This is a genomic window from Methylovorus glucosotrophus, assembly GCF_009858335.1.
Classification (GTDB): domain Bacteria; phylum Pseudomonadota; class Gammaproteobacteria; order Burkholderiales; family Methylophilaceae; genus Methylovorus; species Methylovorus glucosotrophus.
This window is the reverse complement of record NZ_VMSE01000001.1, coordinates 847,774-868,996: the sequence shown is the minus strand read 5'-3', so window position 1 is coordinate 868,996 and position 21,223 is coordinate 847,774. Positions and strand designations below refer to the sequence as shown.

The following is a 21,223-nucleotide window of genomic DNA, read 5'->3' as shown; positions in this document are numbered from 1 at the left end:
TGGCTGAAGACTAAACGATTAGTCAGCTTTTACACGGTGCGGGCCGCTGCCATGCACCAGCACAAACAGCAGGCCACCGGCCATGGAGATGTTTTTCATGAAATGGATCATCTGGTTTTGCGCCATGTCTGGGCTTGCTGCCCAGAAGTCATGGAACAGGAATGCGGCGGCCAGGGTGAACAGGAACAGGGCGGCGGCGGCCAGACGTGCACGGTAGCCGACGACGATCAGCAAGCCGCCACCCAGTTCAATGATGATGGTGAGGATGGTGACTAGATCTGGCAGCGGCAGGCCTTTGCTGGCGATGTAGCCGGAGGTGGCAGCAAAGCCGCCGATCTTGGAGAAGCCGGAGAGAATGAAGATCAGCGCGATGAGGATGCGGCCGATCAATGGACCGTGACGATGTAGTGCTTGCATGATAAAACTCCTTTTAAAAGTAAAAAATAAAAACCGAATGCTTCTGAAAATGGCCTGACTCACCCAGGTGAGGCTGAGTCAGGCAGTGCTAACACGATGGATAAACCCAGCATATTTTTTATGCCAGGCGGCCTTCGCGGTAATCGTGAATCGCCTCAAAAATCTGCTCCTGAGTGTTCATCACGAAGGGGCCATATTGCGCGATGGGCTCCTTGAGCGGACGACCGGCAATCAACAACAGACGCGTCGCTTCTGGCGCTGCAATAACAACGCCATCGCTGTCGTTCGTGGTCTTGAGTATCGCCATGCGCTGCTGTGGCACCTGCCGTTCGCCAATGACCGCCTCACCGCGATACACATACACCAGGGCATTGAACTCGGCAGGTATCTGCTGGGTAAAGCGTGTGCCTGCTGGCAAATGCACATCCAGGTAGAGCGGCTCGGTGGTACCACGCTGGATGGCACCGGCAACGCCGTGACTTTCGCCAGCGATCACCCGCACCGTGACGCCATCGGCCGTGATGATCTCCGGAATCTCGTCCGTTTGAATATCCCGGTAGGCGGGGTCCACCATTTTGTCCTTGGCGGGCAGATTGAGCCAAAGCTGGAAGCCTTCCATGGCGCCTTCTTCCTGCTCGGGCAACTCGGAGTGAATTACGCCCTTGCCAGCGGTCATCCATTGCACACCGCCGGGGGCTAGCAGGCCTTCGTTGCCAGCACTGTCGCGATGACGCATACGGCCTTGCAGCATGTAAGTCACGGTTTCGAACCCGCGGTGGGGGTGATCTGGAAAGCCGCCGATGTAATCTTCCGGCTGATCGGTGCCAAAGGCATCCAGCATCAGGAAAGGGTCAAGCCGGCGTTGCAGGTGTTGCGTCAGCACGCGTGTCAGCTTGACCCCGGCGCCATCCGACGTGGCTTGGCCGATGACGATCTGCTCAATCGCTCTTGGCTGTGTCACGACTTCGTTTTGCAATGCAACGTCAGGTCTTGTGCTCATGGTTGCTCTCCTTTTTATACGATTAAATAGGCCTTAGGCAGGCACCAGTTCTTCCAGTTGGCGATAGGCCGTATCCAGCGCGGCTTTTTCCGCGTCAGGGCCCATGGCCAGGCCTTCGGCATGAATGAACTCGACATCATGCATGCCCAGAAACCCCAGCACAATTTTCAGGTATGGCGTTTGGGTATCCGCAGGCGTATTGCGATAAATGCCGCCGCGTGCCAGTACCACATATACCTTCTTGCCGGTCAGCAAGCCTTTGGGCCCGTTGGCCGTATATTGAAACGTTACCTGTGCACGCGAGATGGCATCAATCCAGTTCTTGAGTTGCACAGACACCCCCAGGTTATACATGGGTACGCCCAAGACTACGACATCGGCAGCCTGAATTTCGCTAATCAGCACATCATCCAGCGCGACACGCGCAGCCTGCTCGGCATTGCGCTGGTCAGCTGGCGTAAATAAGGCCTGCAGGGCTTTTTCGTCCAGGTTTGGATGTGGGTTGCGGCCCAGGTCGCGCACCGTCAATGTGGCATCGGCATGCTGGGCAAGCAGGCGCTCCACCAGGGCATTAGCCAGATGCGTGGAGTGGGAGCCGACCGTACGGGCGCTGGAATTCACTTGCAGAATGTTCATGATGATCTCCTTGCTTAAGTTGAAATGACGATGGAGACACTTTACATATTCCCAAATAATTGATTAAGTCGTTAAAATGGATATTATTGTTCCATCAATGGAAATATAAAATGAAGCTGGAAGCCAATGACTTGCTCTTGTTTGCCCGTGTAGTGGATGAAGGAAGCTTCAGCCGCGCGGCGGACCGGCTGCATATTCCGAAATCTACCCTCTCGCGCCGCATGGCGGCCCTGGAGACGCAACTGGGCGAGCGCCTGCTGCTGAGAACCACGCGCAAGCTGACGGTGACCGACTTTGGCAATGCCGTGTTGGCGCATGCGCATCAGGTAACGGCGGAGGTAGAAGCCACGCTGGCATTGACGCAACACCGGCAAGTAGAGCCTAGCGGTCGCCTGCGACTGTCGATGCCGGGCGATTTTGGGATCGATATCCTGCAAGCCTTGCTTGCCGAGTTTGCCATGCGCTATCCGGCGATTTCTCTGGAGATGGATATCTCGCCACGGCGGGTGGATCTGATCGGCGAAAACTTTGACCTGGCGATTCGCATGGGCGATCTGCCAGACGACACATCGCTTGCGGCACGGCGCATCGCCACCTTTGAAACCGGGCTCTATGCCGCACCGGCTTATCTCAAAAAACGCGGCACACCGCACGAACCAGAAGCGCTGATGGAACATGATGCGCTGCATCTACTCACCCGACGCGGCGAACCCATGCTATGGCAACTCAAACGTGACCAAGCCCAATGGCAAGGCACGCCTATTGGCAAAGTATCCGCCAATTCGCCAGCCATTCTGGTACGCATGGCGATTTCGGGCCTGGGCATTGCCATGCTGGGTGAGCCGTTTGCCGAGCCTTACGTCAAGGCAGGTGAGCTGGTACGTATCCTTGAGGACTGGCATTTGCCCAGTGTCACGGCATGGGCCGTTTTTCCTGGCCGACGACTGATGCCAGCTCGCACCCGTGTTTTTCTGGATGCGCTCATGGCACGCTTTGCCGAGGCGGACTGCGAAAAGCACAAACGGTAACGTGAAATGGAGAAGCCGCCCCCAGGCGCCTGATGGGGTGAATCGTGCAAACGCATGCGTTTCGAGCACTCTGGAGATACCCATGCCCGCCCAGACACTTAAGCACACTATCCAGTATTCATCCGCGTAGTTATCCACAGAAATTGTGGAGTAGCCAGCAGGCAGGCAATGGCCTCAATGCCGCTTCCCATCAGGTGTTATGCATGGCGCCAAGCAACAAAAAAGCCTGGTCAGGTCTGACCAGGCTTTTTGAATCGGCGCTTTGATAGCGCCGGAATACAACTCGGAGCGCCGCTTTAATCGTATTTACGGAACTGGCCTACGACAACGCCAAAGATCTCCAGATTGCCTTGCGGGCGAATCACCGGATACGCTTTATTGGCGGGCAGCAATACAAACTGGCCTTTTTCGCGCCCCAGGGTTTTGAGGGTAAATTCGTTGTCCACAATGGCCACCACGATATCACCCACATTAGCCACCTGCCGCTTTTCCACGATCACCACGTCATCCGGCACGATGCCTGCATCGATCATGGAGTCGCCCTTGACCGTAATCAGCACGGTTTGTGAGGGGCGCTCGATCAGATAGTCATCGATGCTGAGGGTGTCGTGGCGATCGCCACTGGCGGCGGAAGGGAAACCGGCTTGCACGGTACTCTCAGCCAAGATGCGCTCGAAAAAGCGCTTGCCGGGCTTGAGCCGCCGGTCGGCCGTCGCATCAAGAAAGCCTTGCAGCTTGAAGCGGGCAACCAGCGCTGTCACCGCGTTTTTGGATTTGAAACCAAGCATATCCGCAATCACCGAATAGGATGGCAGCGTTTTATGCTCGGCGTAGTAGTCCTGGATGCGCCCCAGGTAGTCAATGTCGTTTCCCATACGCGTTACCATAATGTACGAACGTACACAAAGTCAAGCGTCGCGTGCTTGCTCAATCGCGCTAATTGGCGCGATAAGGCGCGCGCTCTTCCAGTTCGTCCTGATATTGCTGCATATTGCTGGCTTCCATGGCAACAAAGCGACGAATCGCGGATTCAAACTCGGGATTGGCAATACGGTGGAACGAACAGGTGGGCCGTGGCATGAAACCCCGCGCCAGCTTGTGTTCCCCCTGCGCGCCGCCCTCAAAAAAGCGGATGTTGTGCTCCAGGCAGAACTCTTGCGCCTGATAGTAGCAAAGCTCGAAGTGCAAGCCGGGTATATAGCTCAGCGCCCCCCAATAGCGCCCGTACAGAGTGTCTTCGTCGTACAGGTTAAGCGCCGAGGCAATGGGCTTGCCATCCAGCTCCGCAATAATCAGCAGCAGGTGTTCAGGCAGGGTATGGCCGATCTGCTCAAAAAATGCGCGAGTCAGATAAGGCGATGAGCGATGCTCATGGTAGGTATTGACGTAGCATTCATAGAAAAAATCCCAATCCGCAGGCTGGATATCCCGGCCTTGCAAGCGTCGGCATACCACGCCGGCACTGAGGATTTTTTTACGCTCCTGTTTGATTTTTTTGCGTTTGTCATGCGAAAGCTGAGCAATAAACTCGGGGAAATCGCGAAATCCGTCATTTTCCCAGCGGAACTGCACGCCATCGCGCTGCATCCAGCCTTCCGCTTGCAAAGCCTCTGCCGAGGCAGCATCGGGAAACAGAATATGACTGGAGGACAAGGCATTCTGCTCCATCTGCTGCTGCACTATGCGCGCAAGCAGTCGCTGCACCTCCTGCCGCTGACTCAGCAGCCGCGGACCGCTGATGGGCGTAAACGGAATCGCCACCAGCAATTTAGGATAGTAATCAAGGCCATTCTGCTCATAGGCATTGGCCCAGGCCCAGTCAAACACATACTCGCCGTATGAATGCTGCTTGAGATAAAGCGGCGCAGCGCCTATCAGCTTGCCCTGCTCATGCACCGTCACGGGATAAGATTGCCAGCCTGTGCCCTCGCCTATACAGAGCGTATCTTCCAGGGCGCTGAAAAAACGGTGACTAAGCAAGGGGGAACCATCGGTCAGTCCATCCCATTCTTGCGCTTTGATCTGCGAAAAGCCGGTCGCTATATTCACTTCTATCGTCATAGCATTCCCATCACATGGCGAGGTTACAGATGAAAGAGAGTTGTTGAAGGCAAGAGTTCATTGCCTTGCCATGCAAGATGACATAAAAAAGCGGCTGATGCATCACATCAGCCGCCCTGCTTGTCGCCAATTCACGACAGTGTTTTATATCTCATCAAAATACACATACACGTCAATAAGATAGGGTATGTGAAAAAACGACAGCCTATTTCTTCTTGCTTGTTGCGCTATCCACACCATGTCCAATGACCCCGCCGATGGCGGCGCCGCCCACTGTCCCAAGGGCACTTCCACCCGTGAGCACAGCACCTGCTACGCCACCAATACCAGCCCCGACAGCAGCGTTCTTTTGCTTGGTACTCATGCCTGAGCAGGCGGTGAGCACACCGATAAGCAATGTACTAATTACCAATTGTCTAGTAGCGACCATATTAATTCTCCTTATTACACTATCAATCAATCCTGAACAAAACCACTTTATCCAGGCACTGCTGACTGACTGTATGCAAGGATGATGCCAATAAAAAATGCCATTTAAATTCATATATTTAAATGGCATTTAAAATTCGGGGGATGAAATGAGGATTACAAGGCGCGCTTTCGGCTATTCACCATGGCGCCTTTTTCCTTTACCTTCGGGGAGGGCAATACCTGTACTTCTTCCCGGACAACCGGTATAGGACGTTGCTGGCGTTCAATGGCTTTTGCCTGCGCGGATTCCAGTTCTTCCATGGTAATCACGCCATCATTATTGGCATCTACCTGGCTGAAATGACGTGCGATCTGTGGCAGCAACTCAAATGCCTCGATACGGGAAATGGCGCCATCGTTATCCTTGTCCGCCTGGTCAAACCTTGCCTGCAGACGCTGGTGCATCACGCGACGACGTTCTTCAATCTGAATATGAGCAGGATCTACGGCGCGCGAATATTCATAGAGATCGCGGCGCAAACGCATGTTTTCTTCAATGCTGATGTTGCCGTTTAAGGATTTGGCAGGGGCACTGCTATCGGGGGCCACGACCAGGGATGGTTTGGGGCCATCATCGTCAGCGTTATCGTTTGCATCCTTGGGAGCGGCGTACAACACATCCATAGCGCCAATCACCAGACAGGCGGCAATCGCAACGTGCATGCATCCAAACCGGGAAACCGATGAAAGAGACATCATAGGATGGAAAATCAGGCCAGACAGGAGCGACAGTCAGACGCCCGACAAAGATTGAAATCAACTACGTTCATTGTTCCATTTCTCCACTTCTTGGGGGAGCCTTGATAGCTCCTCGCCTGATTCCGCAAACCATATTGCTTTGAGTGTTGGTGCGCTTGAGAATTCCGCATATTATTATTTGGCACTGCAGCCGTGATTATAATGAAGCAGGAATGTAAATCGAGTGTTTCACTGTGCCGTCCGAATGTAACAATTTGTGACAATCGCCACATTTATATTCCCCAACAGCAACTACCTAACCGTATAATATTCAACATAATAAATCTCGCCACATTAGACCACATATTGCTATGAACGCCATGCAGACCAATCCAAAAAAAATCCTGATGGTTGACGATGATTTGCGCATGCGTGAGCTACTGCAACGCTACCTCAGCGAACAAGGCTTCAGCGTAAAAACCGTTTCTGATTCAACCGAGATGAATACCGTATTAAGTAGCGAACATATTGATTTACTGGTGCTTGACCTGATGCTGCCCAGCGAAGATGGTCTGGCCATTTGCCGCCGTTTGCGAGCCGCAGGCAGCACCATGCCCATCATCATGCTGACCGCCCGCGGTGATGAGGTAGATCGCATTATCGGGCTGGAAATGGGTGCGGATGATTACCTGCCCAAGCCTTTCAACCCTCGCGAGCTGCTGGCGCGTATCAATGCCGTCATGCGGCGCAATGAGCGCCCTGTGCCCGGCGCACCAGCCAATAGCACCGAAACCATCAGCTTTGGCGAATTCGTCTTTGACCCTTCCACCCGCAGCCTGCTCAAAAATGGCGAGCAGATCACGATTACCAGCGGCGAATACGCATTGCTGAAAGTGTTTGTTGATCACCCGCGCCAACCCTTGTCGCGCGATCGTCTCATGCAGCTGGCGCGTGGCCGCGAACTGGATGTATTTGACCGCAGCATTGACGTGCAAGTCTCGCGCCTGCGCCGCCTGATTGAAGCAGATCCTACACACCCCCGCTATCTGCAAACCATGTGGGGCTTTGGCTATGTATTCATCCCCGACGGCGAAACCATCAAGCACTAATCAGGGCCGTGCCTTGATCACTGCTTGTCACGACTGTTTGTATTTCAATTGAGATTATTCCCGCGCACCCTGCTCGCCAGGGCCATGCTACTGATTGCCATTCTGCTGGTGATCGGCCAGTACGCTTCACTCAAAATCTTCGATTACTTCGAGCGCAAACCACGCGCCACAGCGGTTGCGCTGCAAGCGGTAACCGTCGTGAATTTCACGCGTGCATCGCTGCTTGCTGCTCATGAAAACCGCCGCCTGGCGCTTTTATCCGAGCTATCCGGCAAAGAAGGCGTGCGCATTTACGCCGCCGACCTGCTGGAAGAGATCGAAAAGCTGCCAGATGATCCGGTAATTGCGCTGATAGCCGCCAAGATCAAGGAAAAGCTGGGCAATGAAACCATTGTGGCGGTGAATCACTTCGGCATCCCTGGTCTGTGGGTGAGCTTCACCATTGGGCAGGACGATTACTGGGTGGTTATTCCGCGCATACAGGTGGATAGACCCTTCCCCTGGCAATGGCTGGGCTGGGGCGCGCTGGTCATCCTGCTGTCACTGGCGGGGGCCTATTTGCTGGCAGCCCGCATCAACCGGCCGCTCAGCCTGCTTATTCGTTCGGCAGACCGTCTGCGTAAAGGCGAGCAACCGCCGAAGTTGCCAGAAGATGGCCTGGATGAACTGAGCGATGTGAACCATGCCTTTAACGATATGATGGAGGCCCTGGCCCGGCTGGATTCCGAACGTACCCTGCTGCTGGCTGGGGTTTCGCATGATTTGCGCACGCCGCTGGCGCGTTTGCGCCTGTCAGTGGAAATGCTGCCGAATGAACTGGGCGACAGCCTGAAAAATGGCATGATCCAGGACATCACGGACATGGATAACATCATCCACCAGTTCCTGGATTTTGTACGTGGGGTGGAGGGCGAACCGACGCAGATGATCGATATCAATGCCCTGCTGAAGTCGATTTACGATCGCCACACTCGCGCTGGCCGCCGCATGATCTTGCGACTAGCACCCACGCATCTGATACCGCTGCGTCCCCTTGCCATGCACCGGCTATTGGGCAACCTGATTGATAACGCCTTCAAGTATGGCAGCAGTGAAGTCTCCGTTGAGACCAGAATCACCGCCGGCACCATTATACTGAGCGTACTGGACAATGGCCCTGGCATTCCTCCATCGCAGATCAGCCGCCTGCTGCGACCTTTTGAACGTCTGGATACCGCACGTGGCAATGAGAGTGGCAGCGGCCTGGGCCTGGCGATTGCAGACCGCATCGCCCGCCTGCACAAAGGTCACCTGGAATTGATCAACCGCCAGGAAGGCGGTCTGGAAGCGCGCCTGATATTGCCTATCGTCAAGAACGTGGCAAATTAACTTCGTAAAACGCATGCAAGGCGATTAACTCATCTCTGCAATTCCCTGCAGCTATCAGACTTCAGTCAGCCCTGCCTTCAAACCACGCCAGCTTGCTGCGCAAACCAACCACACCACCAATCACGATCAAGGATGGCGACTTCAAATGCGCCTCCGCCACCTTTGCTGCCAGATTCTGTAAGCTTTCTGTCACCACCCGCTGACTTGGTAAGGTACCGTGCTGTACAACCGCGGCGGGAGTATCTGCGGAAAGGCCATGGGCGATGAGCTGCTGGCATATCTCGGGCAGGGCAGCCAGGCCCATGTAAATGACGACTGTTTGCTGCGGCCGCACCAGTGCCGGCCAGTCTAGGTCCACCGTACCATCCTTCAGGTGTCCGGTGGTAAAGATGCAGGTCTGGGCAAAGTCACGGTGTGTCAGCGGGATACCGGCATAACTCGCCACGCCAGAAGCCGCCGTTACCCCAGGCACTACCTGAAAAGGGATGCCATGCGCCATCAGGGTTTCAATCTCCTCCCCACCGCGCCCAAAGATAAAGGGATCGCCGCCCTTGAGGCGCAAGACGCGCTTACCCTCTTGCGCCAGTCGTACCAATAATTCGTTGATCTCTTCCTGCGGGAGGGTGTGCTGATCACGCGCTTTGCCCACATACACCAGCTCGGCATCGCGCCGCACCAGTTCCATGACTTCCGGGCTCACCAGTTTGTCATACACGCATACATCCGCCTGCTGCATCAGGCGCAACGCCCGAAACGTCAGCAAATCGGGATCGCCAGGGCCCCCACCGACCAGATAAACCTCGCCTCGCGGAGCACGGGCAGGTTGTTCAAGCTTTTGCACCAACGCAGCCTCGGCTGCGAGTTCCTGTCCGGCCAGCACTTGTTCACCGATGGGGCCTTGCAGAACCTCCTCCCAGAACATCCTTCGTTGCTGGGTGGTAGGAAAATGCTGCTTCACCCGATCGCGAAAGCGCGCGGCGAGCGTCGCCAGCCGGCCATATGTCGCTGGCACCATGGTTTCGATCTTGCTGCGTATGCTGCGTGCCAATACCGGCGCTGCACCGCCGCTGGAGATCGCAATCACAATAGGAGAGCGGTCGACAATCGATGGCATGGTGAAGGTACACAAGGCTGGCGCATCCACTACATTGACCGGAATATTGCGCGCTTGCGCCTCCTGCGAGACCGCCTGATTGACGTCTTCATCATCGGTGGCAGCCACCACCAGGCGGGCACCATCCAGCTGCGGCGGTTGAAATGTATCTGCTATGTGCAGAATATCGCCCTGTTCAGCGAGGGTCTGCAATTCAGGATAAAGCTCAGGGGAGTACACCTCAACGGCGGCGCCCGCCTTGCGAAGCATCAGCACCTTACGTGCGGCAACCTCTCCGCCGCCTATCACTACGCAGCGCTGTTGCCGGATATTCATGAAAATTGGGAGTGCGTCCATCCCGCCATTTTACACTGCGGCTATTCTCCCTCGTTCCAATTTTTCTGGCGCGTTTGCCGTTACCGAAGCAGAAGATGGCTTGCACAAGCACCCTGAAAGCTATTGCATAGACATGTAGAGGTGGCTTGATAGCGCAACAAGCCACCCATGCCGCATTGTTGTAATAAGAACCATTCTCATTATATAATCATGCATCACCAACCCATGGCGCAGCCACTATCGCTAGCCATACCCGCACCAGCCAGCGCTTGCCAGCCCGTGACTCATCGGAGGACACCATGCACGCCAGGCAGGACGCCATCATTGAAGCTTTTAGCCGCATGCGGCGCGAAAGCAGCTTACGCCACAGAGAAATTGCCGCCACTCTCGAAATCAGCGAAGGGGAATTGATTGCCGCGCATTGCGGAGTGGATGCCATCGGCTCGGATAGCGACATGCACGCCACTCGGCTGCGACCGGAATTCCCCGCGATCATTGCCGCGATTGAACCCTTGGGTGAAGTCATGGCACTGACCCGCAATGAAAGCTGCGTACATGAAAAATCCGGTGTTTATCGCAAGGTAAGTCATCAGGGGCCGGTAGGACTGGTTCTGGCAGGCAGCATAGACCTGCGCTTGTTTTATCAGCAGTGGCGCCACGGCTTTGCGGTAGAAGAACACACCAGCAAAGGCTTGCAACAAAGCCTGCAGTTTTTTGATAGCACTGGCATAGCGCTGCATAAAATCTTTTTGAAACCCACCAGTCAGCAGGCGGCCTACCAATCCCTGCTTGCACAATTCCGGGCTGAGGATCAATCCGGCGACATGGTGGTGGAAACACCACGCCTGCCGCCTGCAGCCCTTGACGACAGCGAAATCGACATTGCCGGATTCCGCCGTGACTGGGCCGTCATGCGGGACACGCATGAATTTTTCGGGCTGCTCAAGCAATACAAGGTGACGCGCACGCAAGGCTTGCGACTTGCGGATACCCGCTTTTCAATCCCCGTGGCACCCGATGTCATCACCCGCCTTTTGCAGGATGCCGCCGCCGAAAATGTGTCCATCATGGTGTTTGTTGGCAACCCGGGCATCATTCAGATTCATAGTGGCCCGGTAAGCAATATCAAGCTGATGGGCCCCTGGATCAATGTGCTCGACGAAGGCTTTAATCTGCATTTGCGGCAGGATCTGATCGCCAACGCCTGGGTGGTAAAAAAACCTACCGAAGACGGCATCGTCACTTCGCTCGAATTGTTTGATGCACAAGGCGAAAATATCGCCATGCTGTTTGGGGAGCGCAAACCCGGCAAGCCCGAGCTGGAATCCTGGCGCGCCTTGATTGCCGATATTACCGAGGCCTGCACGGCATGAGCATCGCGCACCAACCAGCCATGCCCTCCCGGCGGGAACACTTGAAACAGTGGCTGGCCCTGGGGGCGCTCCCCGCATTAGGCTGGCTACCACAGCCGGCGCATGCCGCCAACCGACGCCTGGTATGCGTAGGCGGTGCTCTCACGGAAATCGTCTATGCCCTGGGCGCTTCGGCCGAACTGGCGGGCGTAGACACCACCTCGCTTTATCCGCCAGCGGCACAGGCGCTGCCCAGCGTGGGTTATGCGCGCACTCTGTCTGCCGAGGGTATTCTGGCGCTGGCGCCGTCCATGGTATTGGCAACCGAAGATGCCGGGCCATCCAGCGTATTGCGGCAGCTGGAAAATGCGGGTATTGCGGTGCATATCCTCGCCGCCAACCATCAATTTGAGGGCTTGCTGCAGCGCATACAAAAAGTGGGCGAACTCACGGGTCGCGTAGCGGAAGCGAGTGAGCTGCAAGCGCGCCTGCGCAATGAGTGGCAGGGGGTGCGCACAAGTGTGGAGGCGCATTCAGCGGCGTCGCCTCGCGTGCTGTTTATTCTTTCGCACTCCATGTCGCAAATCATGGTGGCCGGGCAGGAAACCAGCGCAGATGCCATGCTGCGCTATGCCGGTGCCAGGAATGCCATGCAGGGCTTCACCGGATTCAAGCCTCTGACGCCGGAAGCGGTGATCGCGGCGCAACCCGACATCATCCTGCTGACCGACCTGGGGCTGAAAGCGGCAGGCAGCAAAGCAGCGATTCTCAAGCTGCCTGGCCTGGCGCAAACACCTGCCGGGCGCAAGCAGCGCATCGTCAGCATGGAAACCATGCTGCTGCTCGGCTTTGGCCCGCGCTTGCCGCTGGCGCTGAAAGAGCTGGACCGCTCCCTGCAATCCGCCATGCAGGCAGGATAAGGTGGAAACCGGCGCTTTCAATCATGCATCTTGCATCTGCGGTATCCAAAAATTACCCCTCCGGGATTTGCCAGAAATACCACAGCGAAATAGCGACTTATGCCATCCGGATACTCATCATGCCTGCTCGCCATGGGCGACACCCCGCCGCAGATGCTGAACTTTTCTATGCATATGCATGACGAACATAGAGTGAAAATCGATGCAAGCTGCACAAGTGTTAGTCCGGCGCGGGCATGGCACAGGGCTGAACGATTGATCCGGGCCTGAGAAATGCGCATTCCCTTTCGCTTTGCCCCACGCTCAAAATGGGGTAACCCATGGCCTGTTGTATTACTGCTCGCCATCACCCTCTTGGCGCTTGCCATGGCAAGTTCCATAGGCGCTGTGCCCATAAGCTGGCGCGATTGGCTGACTCCCTTGCATGGCGAAAACACGGGCAATAGCTATGTCCTGTGGGAACTTCGCCTGCCAAGAACCCTGCTCGCCCTGTTGGCGGGCGGCATGCTGGGGATAGCGGGCGCGCTGGCACAGGGCCTGTTTCGCAACCCTCTGGCAGACCCCGGTTTGCTGGGCGTGAATAGTGGCGCCGCATGTGCTGCCGCCTTGACGATTGTTTTTGCGGACAGTTTGCCTTGGGCATGGCCAACGGGCCTGCGTCCGTGGTTGTTGCCACTAGCGGCGTTTGCTGGCGCATTGCTGGTCTGTTTTACGCTGGATCGCGTGGCGCGCTGGATTACGCCAGGCTCCATCGCCGGACTACTGCTGACGGGGATTGCCCTCAATGCGATCGCGGTAGCGGTGCTGGGACTATGCACCTATTTATCCACGGATGAACAGCTGCGCAGCCTGAGCTTCTGGACCCTGGGTTCACTGGCTGGCGCAGGCTGGGTCATCGTCGGTGTGGCGCTACTCATGTTGCTGCTGGCCACATGGCAGATTCGCAGGCTGGCCCGCGCCATGAACGCACTGGCGCTGGGAGAAGCGGCGGCAGCGCATGTGGGGATAGAAGTGGAAACATTGCGCGCCCGTACCATTTTGATGGTCGCGTTGCTGGTCGGCGCCACGGTGGCCTGGTGCGGCATGATCAGCTTTATCAGCCTGATCGCGCCGCATCTGGTACGCACTTTGCATGGTTCAGACCAGCGACGGGTTTTACCCTTGTCCATCGTATTTGGCGGATTGCTATTGCTGATCGCCGATACGCTGGCAAGGACACTGGCAACACCTGCTGAAATTCCGGTGGGCATCTTTACCGCCCTGCTTGGCGGGCCATTTTTTCTGATGCTGCTTAATCAAACACGTGAACGGATAGGATGAATCCAGCTACCATCAACCTGATCAACCAGCCACTCCTGGTCATGGAGGCAGCCAGCCTGCGTCTGGGGCGCCATCACTTTGGCCCTTATACCCTGACCTTGCATGCGGGCGAGCGTGTAGCGGTGCTGGGCCCCAGCGGCGCCGGCAAATCCACCCTGCTCAAGCTGGCATCGCGCGAGCTTCATCATTCAGGCGGCCACATCAGCCTGCTGGGGCGCGATATCCGCCATTACAGCCTGCGCGAGATGAGCCGTCGACGTGCTGTGCTGGCGCAAACCACCCATGTCGCCTTCGGCATGCAGACCGAGCTGGTGGTGTCTCTGGGCCGTGCGGCACTGGAGATTGACCCGCACCTGACCACCATCGTGCACAACGCCATGCAACTGGCGCATGCTGCCCATCTGGCGGGACGCAAGATGGATCAACTATCCGGCGGCGAGCAGGCCCGCATTCACCTCGCCCGGATATTTGCGCAACTATGGGATATAGAACAAGGGCTGGTGATGATGGATGAACCACTGGCAGCGCTAGACCCCGGTTTGCAAGGTGAGCTGCTGGACAGCATGCAGAGCTATGCCGAAGCCCGCGGTCATGCGCTGCTCGCCATCCTGCATGACATCAACCAGGCACTGCATGCGTTTGATCGCCTGCTGCTGGTGAATAATGGTCAACTGGAAAGCCAGGTAAAAGCTGATCTGCACGCACTGCCCGCCTTGCAGTCCCTGTACGGCATCCATCTGGGCAGCCTGATGACGCCAGACGGCCAGGCCGTGGTTTACCGCAAGAAAAACGCTGCCCCGACAGCACGCCCACAGGCACACAGCCACCTGAACAGCTGAGTGTATGCCTGCTGCCATGACCTTGATTGGCATTTAGCCTTGGGCTGGGCTACAATTAGGCCTTAGCGTACTGTTTTTTTAAGATATTTTGCACCGAAACCTCCAGCTCTCCCCCCTTGTGCCGGCCATGTGCACATCCTCTGACTTGCGGTTGTACACGCAATCATGAACACGCCAAAAAAAGTTTTCATCAAGACATTCGGCTGCCAGATGAACGAGTATGACTCGTCGCGCATGGCCGACATGCTGAATGCGGCCGATGGCATGCAGCCCACCGATAATCCGGAAGACGCTGACGTCATCCTGCTGAACACCTGCTCCGTGCGCGAAAAAGCCCAGGAAAAAGTATTCAGCCACCTGGGCCGTTTCATTCCGCTCAAAGAAAAAAACCCGAATCTGGTTATCGGCGTCGGCGGCTGCGTTGCCAGCCAGGAAGGCCAGCATATTGTCGACCGCGCGCCTTATGTCGATGTGGTCTTCGGCCCGCAAACCCTGCATCGCCTGCCGGAACTGATTGCCAACCGGCGCAGCAGCGGGCTGTCGCAAGTGGATATCAGCTTCCCCGAAATCGAAAAGTTTGACCATCTGCCACCGCCACGTGTGGAAGGTGCCGCCGCGTTTCTTTCCATAATGGAAGGCTGCAACAAGTATTGCAGCTTCTGCGTGGTGCCATATACCCGCGGTGAGGAATTCTCGCGCCCATTTGAAGATATTCTGGTCGAGGCCATCCAACTGGCGGAACAAGGCGTCAAGGAAATCACCCTGCTGGGCCAGAACGTCAATGCCTACCGCAGCACCAGTGCCGATGGCACGGCGGCGGACCTCGCCATGCTGATTGACTACATTGCCGAAATCCCGCAAATTGAACGCATACGCTTTACCACCTCGCACCCCAATGAAATGAGCGAAGCTCTGATCGACTGCTTCGCGCGCATTCCCAAGCTGGTCTCGCATCTTCACCTGCCGGTGCAGGCCGGGTCTGACCGCGTGCTGATGGGCATGAAGCGCAATTACACCGCGTTGCAATACAAATCCATCATCCGCAAGTTGCGCCGTGCGCGTCCGGATATCTGCATCACTTCCGACTTCATCGTGGGGTTTCCGGGCGAATCCGAGCAGGACTTCGCCGCCACGCTCAAGCTCATGCAGGATGTAGGATTCGACTTCAGCTACAGCTTTACCTACAGCGCACGTCCCGGTACGCCCGCATCCTATCTGCCGGATGACACCAGCGAAGAAATCAAGCTGGAGCGCCTAAGCCGCCTGCAGGAACTCAATGAAGCCCAAGGCAAAGCCGTGAGCGAATCCATGGTCGGCAGCGTGCAACGTGTGCTGGTTGAGAGCCTGTCCAAAAAAGACACTGGCGAACTGGCTGGCCGCACCGATAACAACCGTATCGTCAATTTCCCCGGTGACGCCAAGCTGATCAACCAGTTTGTCCATGTGAAAATCACCCAGGCCATGCCGCACACCTTGCGTGGAGAATGCCTTGCCTAAGCGCCTCCCTGCCCTTTTAACTGATGCACTTATTGCCCCACGGGCGGTCACCCCATAATGGAAATTACCCTTAGTCCCGAAGACAATCTGCGTCTTGCCAACCTGTGTGGCGCGCTGGATGAAAACCTCAAGCAGATCGAAGATGCCCTGGATGTTGGCATCGCACGCCGCGGTGCGCACTTCCGTTTTTCTGGCGAGCAAAGCAATGTGCGCATTGCCGCGCAGCTGATCGAAAACTTTTATGATCGCGCCAGCAAACCCGTGAGCCTGGAAGAGATACAGCTGGGGCTGGTCGAGATCGACCGCATGAAGCCAGAAGATGTACAAAAGGAAATGCCGGTGCTAATGACACGCCGTCAGGATCTGCATGGCCGCACGCCGCGCCAGGTCAGTTATCTGCAACAGATTCAGGACTTTGACATTACTTTTGGCATTGGCCCGGCGGGTACGGGCAAAACCTATCTGGCGGTGGCCAGCGCGATTGATGCCATGACCCGCGACAGGGTAAAACGCATCGTACTGGTGCGTCCGGCGGTGGAAGCGGGCGAGCGACTGGGCTTTTTGCCAGGCGATCTGGCGCAGAAAGTCGATCCCTATCTGCGCCCATTGTATGACGCCTTATACGACTTGGCAGGCTACGACACCGTAAACAAGATGTTCGAGCGCGGCGCCATTGAAGTCGCGCCATTGGCCTATATGCGTGGTCGCACCTTGAACCAGAGCTTTATCATTCTGGATGAAGCGCAGAACACCACGCCGGAACAAATGAAGATGTTCCTCACCCGCATCGGCTTTGGCACCAAAGCCGTGATCACGGGCGACGTGACCCAGATCGACCTTGGGCGCGGCCAGAAGAGCGGCCTGGTGGAAGCCAAGCAGGTACTGAAAGACGTGCGCGGCATTGCTTTTACCCACTTCCTGTCTGAGGATGTGGTGCGCCATCCGCTGGTGCAGAAGATCATCAATGCCTACGAAACCTTTGATAGCGAGCGCCATGCCCAACCGCATGACACAGATCGCCGAGGCCGTTCCGATGCCTAGACTGGCAATGGATGTGCAGGTGGCGAGCGAGGCTGCCAATATTCCCGCGGACAAGCTGTTTCGCAAATGGGCGCGTGCCACCCTGCGCGTTGACACGGAACTTGCTTTAAGAATTGTGGATGAAGACGAAGGCCGCGCGCTCAACCGCGATTATCGCGGCAAGGATTACGCCACCAATGTGCTGACCTTTCCGTTGACGGAAGAGCCGCACCTGATGGGCGATATTATTTTGTGTGCACCGGTGGTTGCCCGCGAAGCCGCAGAACAAGGCAAACCGATTGAAGCGCACTACGCCCATTTGACCGTACATGGCGTGCTACACCTGCATGGCTACGACCATGAAACCGAGCCGCAGGCCGAGCTGATGGAAGGCCTGGAAACAGAAATCGTCACAAAACTCGGCTACAGTGACCCTTACGCCGCCGAAAAAACAGAATTGACCAAGAAAGCAATCGCCTAAGATGGCCGAAACCGACAAACCACGATGGCTGGAACTGATCAGCAACTTTTTGCTGCGCGAACCGGAAGACCGTGAACAACTGATCGAGCAGCTACACTCTGCCTACGAAAAAAACCTGCTGGACGCCGACGCCCTCTCCATGATTGAGGGCGTGCTGCAAGTGTCTGAAATGCAGGTGCGTGACATCATGATTCCCCGCTCGCAGATGGATGTCATTGACATCACCGATGCGCCCGAGAAGTTTATTCCCTTTGTGATTGAAGCCGCGCACTCGCGCTTTCCGGTCATTGATGACGACAAGAACCATGTGATCGGCATTCTGCTCGCCAAGGATTTGCTGCGTTATTACGCTGGCGAAGATTTTGATGTACGCGACATGCTGCGCCCCGCGGTTTTCATTCCCGAATCCAAGCGCCTGAATGTGCTGCTGAAAGAGTTTCGCAGCAATCGCAACCATATCGCCATCGTCGTCGATGAGTACGGCGGTGTGGCAGGCATGGTCACCATTGAAGACGTGCTGGAACAGATCGTCGGCGACATTGAGGACGAATACGACTTTGATGAAACCGAGGACAATATCATTCGCGATGCGCAGGGCCGCTATCGCATCAAGGCGCTGACCGAAATCGCCGACTTTAATGAAGCACTGGGCACCCAGTTCAGCGACGAAGAATTCTCCACCATCGGCGGTCTGGTCGTCAGCAAGTTTGCCCATCTGCCCAAGCGTGGCGAACAGATCAGCTTTGATGGTTTGCACATCACCGTCTTGCGCGCAGACAGCCGCCGCCTGCATTCCATGCTGGTGGAGATTCAGGCAAAACCCGAGAGTGCAATCGAGTAGGCCAAGCTATTGAATAAGCTTGGAATTGATGCATGGAACCAAGCGTAAAAAAACATCTCATACCCTTTGAAGCTGTACCACATTTTTAAGGGGATACATCATGAAAACCTTGTTACTGGCACTGATGCTGGGAATTGCCGGGCAATCGATTGCAGGCGCTGCACAGGCGCCCAACATACAAGTACCAAACGCTAAAGCCCCGAATTCAGCCACTGGCGATATTGCGGTTTCGGAAAAAGAGTTCGTCGCCGGCATCTCCGGTATCGACAAATCGAAAATCGTGGAACAGTTTGGCGAGCCCAGCAAACGCGACGACATCACCAACCCCGATGGCAAGGTGATCGCCTCCGTGTGGCACTACCATTATCTGAATACCGATGAAAAGGGTGCTTATTACAAGACCACTGAACTGGATATCGTGGATGACAAGGTCGTCATGGTGGTGTTCATGAACCATGATGGTGAGAGCAGCCCAGATGCTTCACCTGCACCGGCTCCAGGCAGATCGACAGATTCGGATATCTGAACGCCAGGAAAACTTTGGCGCATTTATCGCTGATTCCAAGCCGTACTGTATGACAAACAACAAGCCCCGCATTGCGGGGCTTGTTGTTTATGAGGATATGGCAAGGGTGTCGTAACAATCACCCGCCGCCAGGACGCCTATTTTTTCAGCGAATCGCGAATCTCGCGCAGCAGCAGCACGTCTTCTGGTGTGGGTGGTGCCTCTGGCGTCAATTGATCGCGGAAGCGATTCATTTGCTTGACCAGCAGGAAAATCACAAACGCCAGAATCACAAAGTTAAGTGCCACAGTGAGAAAATTACCATAGGCCAATAAAGGCACACCAGCGGCCTTAAGGGCGGCATAGGTCGGCGGCACGCCAGCCGGGGCATCGGATAACTGGATAAACATATTGGAAAAATCGAGCTTGCCAACCAGCATGCCCACCACTGGCATGATCAGGTCACCCACCAGTGAGTCGACGATTTTGCCAAAGGCGGCGCCGATGATCACACCCACCGCGAGATCCATTACATTGCCGCGCAGGGCAAATTTCTTGAATTCTGTCAAAAGGGCCATGCGTGATTTCTCCTGTTGTGAATATGAAAAGGGATGTTTTTGACTGCTCTTTGACTCGAATATAGGGGCTGCCACGGTGAGCTGTCAACCAGACGGCACCAGATAATTCAGCTTCCTGCTGCCGGTTCAGCCGTCCGCCATCAGGTATACTGGCAGCCAATTTCATCTCTCTGCACTCACGACTTTGCTTACCCTATTCAAGCCCTTATGGGCCAGACATGTGCTGGCCATCCTGCTAGGCGCATCTACCGTCATCGGCTTTGCTCCCTTTTATATTTACCCGGCTGGTGTATTGTCACTCGCCGGATTTTTCTACCTGGTAACCACCGCGGCACATGGTCGACAGGCCGCATGGCTGGGATTCACCTACGGCCTGGGATTGTTTGGCGCTGGCATTTACTGGATCTACATCAGCCTGCATGATTTTGGCGGCATGCCGTTCTGGATGGCCGGGCTGGCGACGTTCCTGCTTTGTGCGTTCCTGGCACTTTTCCCGGCAATCGTCGCCGCGCTCGCGCGCAGTCGACCTACGCACCAAGTGCTGATCGCGCTACCCTTGCTATGGGCGCTTTCTGAATGGGTAAGAAGCTGGATATTCACCGGCTTCCCATGGCTGAGCATAGGCTATACGCAAGTACCCGACAGTCCGCTGGCAGGTTATGCGCCGATTATCGGCGCGTATGGCGTATCGCTGGTGGTAGCGCTGCTGGCCAGCCTGCTGGTTAGCGTGTACTTGCATCCGCCCCGCAGGCGCCCAGGCGTCGTTTTAATGGTCGTACTGATAGGCTGCGGCTGGGCCTTGAAACAGATCGAATGGAGTCAGCCTGAAGGTGAGCCGGTCAGTATCGCCTTGCTGCAAGGCAATGTGTCGCAAGATAAAAAATGGAACGAAGAAGAAGTGCTGCGCAGCATGCGCCAGTATTACGATATGGCGCTGGCGAGCCAGGCCAGACTCATCATCCTGCCGGAAACTGCCTTATCCGTTTTGCTGCAGCAAGTCCCGCAAAACTACCTTGATGGCCTGAAAAAGCATGCCCAGACCAATGGCGGCGATATTCTCATCGGGGTGGTGGAATACGAGCACGAGCAGTACTACAACAGCATGATGAGCGTAGGCAGTGCCGATACCCAGTTTTACCGCAAATCGCACCTGGTGCCATTTGGCGAGTTCATTCCCCTGAAGCGGGTATTCGGCTGGATCTACCGCGACTGGCTCAATATGCCACTGGCGGATGTGGCCCGTGGCGGGCTGGATCAGCAACCCATGCAGGTCGCCGGGCAGCGCGTGGCAGTCAATATCTGCTACGAAGATGTGTTTGGTGAAGAAATCATCCGCCAGCTGCCACAGGCCAGCGTGCTGGTGAATACCAGCAATGACGCCTGGTATGGCGAATCCATTGCGGCCTACCAGCATTTGCAGTTCTCCCAGATGCGGGCAATAGAAACGGCGCGCATGATGCTGCGCAGTACCAATACCGGCGCCACCGCCATTATCAACCCCAAGGGCGAGGTGCTGGCACATGCGCCGCACTTTATCGCCACGACACTTGAGGGCGAGGCGCAAGCTTACGTGGGCACCACGCCTTATGTGCGCTTTGGCAACTGGCCCTTGCTCATCCTGCTGGCGGGCAGTCTCGCTCTTTTGTGGGGCCGTAAAACCAAGTAGAATTAGC

At 55.9% G+C, this 21,223-nt stretch carries 22 protein-coding genes; 13 read left to right on the top strand and 9 right to left on the bottom strand.

The genetic code is table 11. From position 1 onward, the window contains the following. Positions 1-18 precede the first annotated feature (18 nt). The 3 genes from FNL37_RS04105 to FNL37_RS04095 all read right to left on the bottom strand — a co-directional run bounded on the left by FNL37_RS04105 (position 19) and on the right by FNL37_RS04095 (position 2,053). Positions 19-417 (bottom strand): DoxX family protein, encoded by a 399-nt coding sequence (locus FNL37_RS04105; RefSeq protein WP_159355222.1) that lies wholly within the window; start codon positions 415-417, stop codon positions 19-21. A gap of 118 nt (positions 418-535) precedes the next feature. Next, entirely contained in the window at positions 536-1,417 is an 882-nt protein-coding gene (locus FNL37_RS04100) for a pirin family protein (RefSeq protein ID WP_159355221.1), read from the bottom strand. A 33-nt stretch (positions 1,418-1,450) separates the two neighbouring features. Next, a complete protein-coding gene (locus FNL37_RS04095; protein ID WP_159355220.1) occupies positions 1,451-2,053 on the bottom strand; it encodes an FMN-dependent NADH-azoreductase in 603 nt (200 codons plus the stop codon). A 110-nt stretch (positions 2,054-2,163) separates the two neighbouring features. Between FNL37_RS04095 and FNL37_RS04090 the strand changes: the two genes are divergently transcribed. Further along, positions 2,164-3,081 (top strand): LysR family transcriptional regulator, encoded by a 918-nt coding sequence (locus FNL37_RS04090; RefSeq protein ID WP_159355219.1) that lies wholly within the window; start codon positions 2,164-2,166, stop codon positions 3,079-3,081. Positions 3,082-3,377: 296 nt separating this feature from the next. Here the strand turns inward: FNL37_RS04090 and FNL37_RS04085 are convergent, their stop codons facing one another. The 4 genes from FNL37_RS04085 to FNL37_RS04070 form a co-directional block, all read right to left on the bottom strand. Beyond that, positions 3,378-3,956 (bottom strand): LexA family protein, encoded by a 579-nt coding sequence (locus FNL37_RS04085; protein WP_013442831.1) that lies wholly within the window; start codon positions 3,954-3,956, stop codon positions 3,378-3,380. Positions 3,957-4,017: 61 nt separating this feature from the next. Beyond that, the gene (locus FNL37_RS04080; RefSeq protein ID WP_159355218.1) at positions 4,018-5,142 is read right to left on the bottom strand and encodes a GNAT family N-acetyltransferase; all 1,125 of its coding nucleotides are present in this window, start codon (positions 5,140-5,142) and stop codon (positions 4,018-4,020) included. A gap of 205 nt (positions 5,143-5,347) precedes the next feature. After that, positions 5,348-5,572 (bottom strand): glycine zipper 2TM domain-containing protein, encoded by a 225-nt coding sequence (locus FNL37_RS04075; RefSeq protein ID WP_013442833.1) that lies wholly within the window; start codon positions 5,570-5,572, stop codon positions 5,348-5,350. 155 nt (positions 5,573-5,727) lie between these two features. Next, positions 5,728-6,276, bottom strand: a complete 549-nt coding sequence (locus tag FNL37_RS04070; protein ID WP_159355217.1) for an EF-hand domain-containing protein — start codon at positions 6,274-6,276, stop codon at positions 5,728-5,730. Between the two features lie 395 nt (positions 6,277-6,671). On the opposite strand from FNL37_RS04070, the gene ompR reads away from it, so the two are divergent. Together ompR and FNL37_RS04060 are read left to right on the top strand one after the other, a co-directional pair. Further along, positions 6,672-7,400, top strand: coding sequence for an osmolarity response regulator transcription factor OmpR (gene ompR / locus FNL37_RS04065; protein WP_041362827.1), 729 nt, complete (start codon positions 6,672-6,674; stop codon positions 7,398-7,400). Positions 7,401-7,448: 48 nt separating this feature from the next. Continuing rightward, on the top strand, positions 7,449-8,768 hold the full coding sequence (locus tag FNL37_RS04060) for an ATP-binding protein (RefSeq protein ID WP_015830699.1): 1,320 nt from the start codon (positions 7,449-7,451) through the stop codon (positions 8,766-8,768). Positions 8,769-8,829: 61 nt separating this feature from the next. Here the strand turns inward: FNL37_RS04060 and cysG are convergent, their stop codons facing one another. Further along, positions 8,830-10,218 (bottom strand): siroheme synthase CysG, encoded by a 1,389-nt coding sequence (cysG, locus tag FNL37_RS04055; RefSeq protein ID WP_159355216.1) that lies wholly within the window; start codon positions 10,216-10,218, stop codon positions 8,830-8,832. Between the two features lie 278 nt (positions 10,219-10,496). Here cysG and FNL37_RS04050 point away from each other — a divergent pair, with 278 nt between their 5' ends. From FNL37_RS04050 to FNL37_RS04010, 9 genes are all read left to right on the top strand, one after another. After that, positions 10,497-11,570 (top strand): hemin-degrading factor, encoded by a 1,074-nt coding sequence (locus tag FNL37_RS04050; protein ID WP_159355215.1) that lies wholly within the window; start codon positions 10,497-10,499, stop codon positions 11,568-11,570. Beyond that, positions 11,567-12,469: a heme/hemin ABC transporter substrate-binding protein gene (locus FNL37_RS04045; RefSeq protein ID WP_159355214.1), complete on the top strand. Its 903-nt coding sequence runs from the start codon at positions 11,567-11,569 to the stop codon at positions 12,467-12,469. Before FNL37_RS04050 ends, FNL37_RS04045 begins: the two co-directional genes overlap by 4 nt. A 273-nt stretch (positions 12,470-12,742) precedes the next feature. After that, positions 12,743-13,789, top strand: coding sequence for a FecCD family ABC transporter permease (locus tag FNL37_RS04040; protein WP_159355213.1), 1,047 nt, complete (start codon positions 12,743-12,745; stop codon positions 13,787-13,789). After that, the gene (locus FNL37_RS04035) at positions 13,786-14,628 is read left to right on the top strand and encodes an ATP-binding cassette domain-containing protein (protein ID WP_013442842.1); all 843 of its coding nucleotides are present in this window, start codon (positions 13,786-13,788) and stop codon (positions 14,626-14,628) included. Before FNL37_RS04040 ends, FNL37_RS04035 begins: the two co-directional genes overlap by 4 nt. Before the next feature lie 165 nt (positions 14,629-14,793). After that, the gene (gene miaB / locus FNL37_RS04030; RefSeq protein WP_159355212.1) at positions 14,794-16,125 is read left to right on the top strand and encodes a tRNA (N6-isopentenyl adenosine(37)-C2)-methylthiotransferase MiaB; all 1,332 of its coding nucleotides are present in this window, start codon (positions 14,794-14,796) and stop codon (positions 16,123-16,125) included. Positions 16,126-16,182: 57 nt separating this feature from the next. Beyond that, positions 16,183-17,166, top strand: a complete 984-nt coding sequence (locus tag FNL37_RS04025; protein WP_159355211.1) for a PhoH family protein — start codon at positions 16,183-16,185, stop codon at positions 17,164-17,166. Further along, positions 17,159-17,626 (top strand): rRNA maturation RNase YbeY, encoded by a 468-nt coding sequence (gene ybeY, locus FNL37_RS04020; RefSeq protein WP_015830705.1) that lies wholly within the window; start codon positions 17,159-17,161, stop codon positions 17,624-17,626. The genes FNL37_RS04025 and ybeY overlap by 8 nt, the downstream gene beginning before the upstream one ends. A gap of 1 nt (position 17,627) precedes the next feature. Continuing rightward, positions 17,628-18,467, top strand: coding sequence for a CorC family transporter (locus FNL37_RS04015; protein ID WP_013442846.1), 840 nt, complete (start codon positions 17,628-17,630; stop codon positions 18,465-18,467). Between the two features lie 100 nt (positions 18,468-18,567). Beyond that, positions 18,568-18,993: a hypothetical protein gene (locus FNL37_RS04010; RefSeq protein WP_013442847.1), complete on the top strand. Its 426-nt coding sequence runs from the start codon at positions 18,568-18,570 to the stop codon at positions 18,991-18,993. A 137-nt stretch (positions 18,994-19,130) separates the two neighbouring features. Here FNL37_RS04010 and mscL read toward each other — a convergent pair whose 3' ends face one another. After that, complete coding sequence (mscL, locus tag FNL37_RS04005) at positions 19,131-19,550, bottom strand: large conductance mechanosensitive channel protein MscL (protein WP_159355210.1); 420 nt, start codon at positions 19,548-19,550, stop codon at positions 19,131-19,133. A gap of 184 nt (positions 19,551-19,734) precedes the next feature. On the opposite strand from mscL, the gene lnt reads away from it, so the two are divergent. Continuing rightward, entirely contained in the window at positions 19,735-21,216 is a 1,482-nt protein-coding gene (gene lnt, locus FNL37_RS04000; RefSeq protein WP_159355209.1) for an apolipoprotein N-acyltransferase, read from the top strand. The last annotated feature ends 7 nt before the right edge of the window (positions 21,217-21,223 follow it).